2 protein-coding genes are annotated in these 3186 nt (G+C 71.9%); both read right to left on the bottom strand.

The window, feature by feature from the left end; genetic code table 11:
* Positions 1-1375: 1375 nt before the first annotated feature.
* Positions 1376-2773 carry a prepilin-type N-terminal cleavage/methylation domain-containing protein gene (locus M0P34_RS14620; protein WP_291500430.1) on the bottom strand — a complete coding sequence of 466 codons (1398 nt, stop codon included), beginning with the start codon at positions 2771-2773 and terminating at the stop codon, positions 1376-1378.
* 106 nt (positions 2774-2879) lie between these two features.
* A partial coding sequence (locus M0P34_RS14615) for a hypothetical protein (RefSeq protein ID WP_291500428.1) occupies positions 2880-3186 on the bottom strand: 307 nt, incomplete at its 5' end.

The raw sequence follows: 3186 nt of genomic DNA, 5'->3' as shown, positions 1-3186 counted from the left end.
GCCCCCGGCCCCGCTCGCCGGGGGCCACCGGTTCCCGGGCCGGGCGGCCGGGCGGCAGGTCGCGCAGGGAATCGCGGCGCGGGCGATATAGGGGCGGCCAGGACCGGAACGGGCAGGCGGGCCGCAACGGGCGGTGCGGGGTCGGAACAAGCGAAGCAGGCCGGAACAGGCAAAGCGGGACGGGCAGAGTCGCCCGGGCGAGGGCCCGGGCCGGGGCGGCTGGGCCGGGTGTCCTCGCCGGGTACCCGGAGCACCCGGGCACCGCAAAGAGGGCGGGTCGGGGCGGTTGGGTCGGGCGGGCCGCAGCGGGCGGCGCGGGGTCGGAACAAGCGAAGCAGGCCGGAACAGGCAAAGCGGGACGGGCAGAGTCGCCCGGGCGAGGTCCGGGCCGAACAGTCGGGCCGGGATTCTTCGCCTTCGCAGCATCCACGAGCCCTTCGCACTCCCCTCCCGACACCTTGCGCTTCCCGCGCAGTCTTGCAGCTCCACGCGGCCCGCCAGCCCTGCCCCGGGCTCAGGGGAGCGCTGGCCCTTCCTCTGCCCGTCCAGCCCCGGGGCGGCGAATGCCTCCGCCTGGTCTGGCCCGCCTGAGCCGGGGGGCGCTGCCCAGGGCGCCGCGCAGCGGTTGCGGCAAACGCGCCTGCCTGCCCGGTCTGGCCGTGTGCGGTCAAGGCGCGGGGAAGGGCTGGCCGCCCGGCGGCAGGGCGTTGACTGGCGTCCGGGCGGGCAGCGTCCCTGATCGGCATGCCGGAATGTCCGCATGCCCGGGAAGCCCTTCCTTTTTCTCCCCAGGGTCCCCAGGGCGCCGGATGACGGCATTCCAGTCTGGGCGCTTCCCTGTCTGCCTGGGCCTGGGGCCGGGGGCCCCGGGGAGGGACCGCGGGCACGCTCTGCGTCTTCCTTGGCGGCCGGGGCCCGAAGGCGGGTGTCGGCAGGATGTGGCCCACTTCTGACACCCAGGCCGCCAGACGCGCCGGAGTGCGGCGCGCGGCGGCGGTTACTCCTTCGTCCTCCCCGCGGTCGGCGGACCCGGCGGGTGGCTCCGGGCTTCGCCCGGGCACGGCCCCCGCCTGTGTAGACAGGGCCGCGCGGGGGGGGGGGGCGGCAGTGGATGCCCGGGGTGCGCGGTCGCCCTCGGCGCGGCCTGGCCCCTGTCTGCCTGTCTGCGGTTCCGGCGGAATCCGCTTGGTGGGCCGGGTTTCCCCTCGGCATGCCCGCCGGGCTCCGGGGCGGAGCTCCGCCCGGGCGGACCGCCACTTCGGAACGGGCGCGCTGTGCGCCGCGCGGTCCCTCCCGCCCCGGCCGGGCGCGGCAAAAAAAGCGCCGCCGCCCCAAAGGGCGGCGGCGCTGTGCTGCGCAAAAGGGCGGCGGCGGACTAGTAATAGCTGCGCGTCGCGTTGTACCAGCCTTCGACATCGGTGCTGTTCAGGGCGTAGCCGTAGATGACGATCTCGTCGATGTAGCCGTTGAAGTACCGGTTGTACTGGGGGTCCTGGCCGACATACATGGTGTAGAGGCCGGGTCCCGTCGTGGCGCCAGTGGACGGGGCCGACGAGCGGATGCTGTCGCTTTGCCCGGCGGGGGTGCTTTGCAGGGTGCTGGTGGCGAAGTCGCTGGCGTAGACGATGGATGTGTGGCGGTTCGTCTCGCCGGTCACCGGCGTGTGGTCCATGGTCACGGCGAAGAAGGTCCAGTTGCCGTCGTGGTGGTAGGGCGTGGCCCTGTAGGTCTGCGCGTCGCTGTCGGTGTTGAAGTGGTTGCCCGGGGTGGCGCTGGGGCTGGCCTTGAAGGCGACCTCGCCGGGGACGTGCCCCTGGGCGCCGGAGCCCCCGCCCCACAGGCTGATCCAGAAGTTGCGCTGGTTCGCCGCGGCGGCCACGTTGTTGTTCTGGCGGCTGATGATGGGCTCGAAGTCGGCGGTGGAGGTGTCGGCGGTCTTGATCCAGCCCATGATGGTGAACTCCTCCAGGCGGTAGGCCACGGAGTTGAGGACCTCCACCGCGCCGCTGGCCGTGCCGTCCAGGAACAGCACGTTGCCCATGCCGCCCCCGGCGGTGGCGCTGGAGACGATGGACGCGCCGCTGCCGAAGCCGAGGTTGGTGTCGGACATGTTGTCCATAGGCAGGGTGGCCAGCGGGCTGCCCGGGGGCGCGGGCGTGTAGTTCTCGCAGTCGAGCTTGTCGCGCAGGTACTTGAGGGTCACGAACTCCACGATGTCGTCGAACTGCTGGCCGGGGGTGGGCGTGGCCGCGCCGAAGGAGTCCAGGGTCACGGTCCTTGCTGCGCCCTGCACGCCCGGGAGCATGGGCGGAGCCACGGTCAGGTCCAGGGCGTGGTTCTGCCCGGGGCTGGCGACCACGAAGGCCACGTCGCTGGTGGTGCCGCCCGGCCCGACGACGGACAGCCCGGTGCTGTCGAACTGGCAGATGTCGTGCTCCCAGAGGGACTGGCCCGTGGCGTTGACGTTGGGCAGGATGTAGACGATGGGCTGGCCGGTGGCGTCGATGCGGGCCTTGATGTCCGAGGGGACGAGGGTTCTCGTCCCGTCGTCGTCTGCGGCGGGGAGCTTGCCTTTGACCAGCGCGTAGCCGGTGAGCTCCTCGCGGGCCTCGGCCACCGACGCCTTGCCCTTGCGCGCGCCGTCGGTTTTGATGTTCGACAGCAGGCGGGGCAGGGTGGTCGCCAGCAGAACGCCGAAAAGGATGAGCACGAGGGCCATTTCCACGAGGGTGAAGGCCCGGGGCCGCTGGGATGCCTGGATGCGAAAGATCATGATCTGCTCCGGTCGGCCGCGCCGGGGGCGGATGAGGCTCCGGGGCCGGGCTTGGAGGCTGTGGCTGGCTGCGTGGCGGCGTACATCGGCTTGCGGGCGCCCCGGCCTACAGGAACTTGAGTCCGAAGTCGGACACGATGATGTTCTGCCCCGTGGCGGTGCCGTCGGAGCTCATGGTCCAGCCGAAACGGATGGTGGGCCAGGTGTTGGGGGTGGCGTACAGCACATGGTGCATCTTCTTGCCGTTGGTGTCGCGCGAGGCGTTGCCCTCCCACTGCTCGGTGAGGTCCGCGCAGTTGGAGCAGCCCATCCAGACGGTGGCGTTGTACCAGCCGGGGGTGGCGCTGGCGTAGACCTCCATGCGCACATGCTTTTCCAGGCCGTCTTCCAGCCAGTTGCGGTTGTTGGCCCCG

Source organism: Desulfocurvus sp. (assembly GCF_023230885.1).
Taxonomy (GTDB): Bacteria; Desulfobacterota; Desulfovibrionia; order Desulfovibrionales; family Desulfovibrionaceae; genus Desulfocurvus.
The sequence above is the reverse complement of the archived record's forward strand: the minus strand, read 5'-3'. Positions and strand labels throughout refer to the sequence as shown.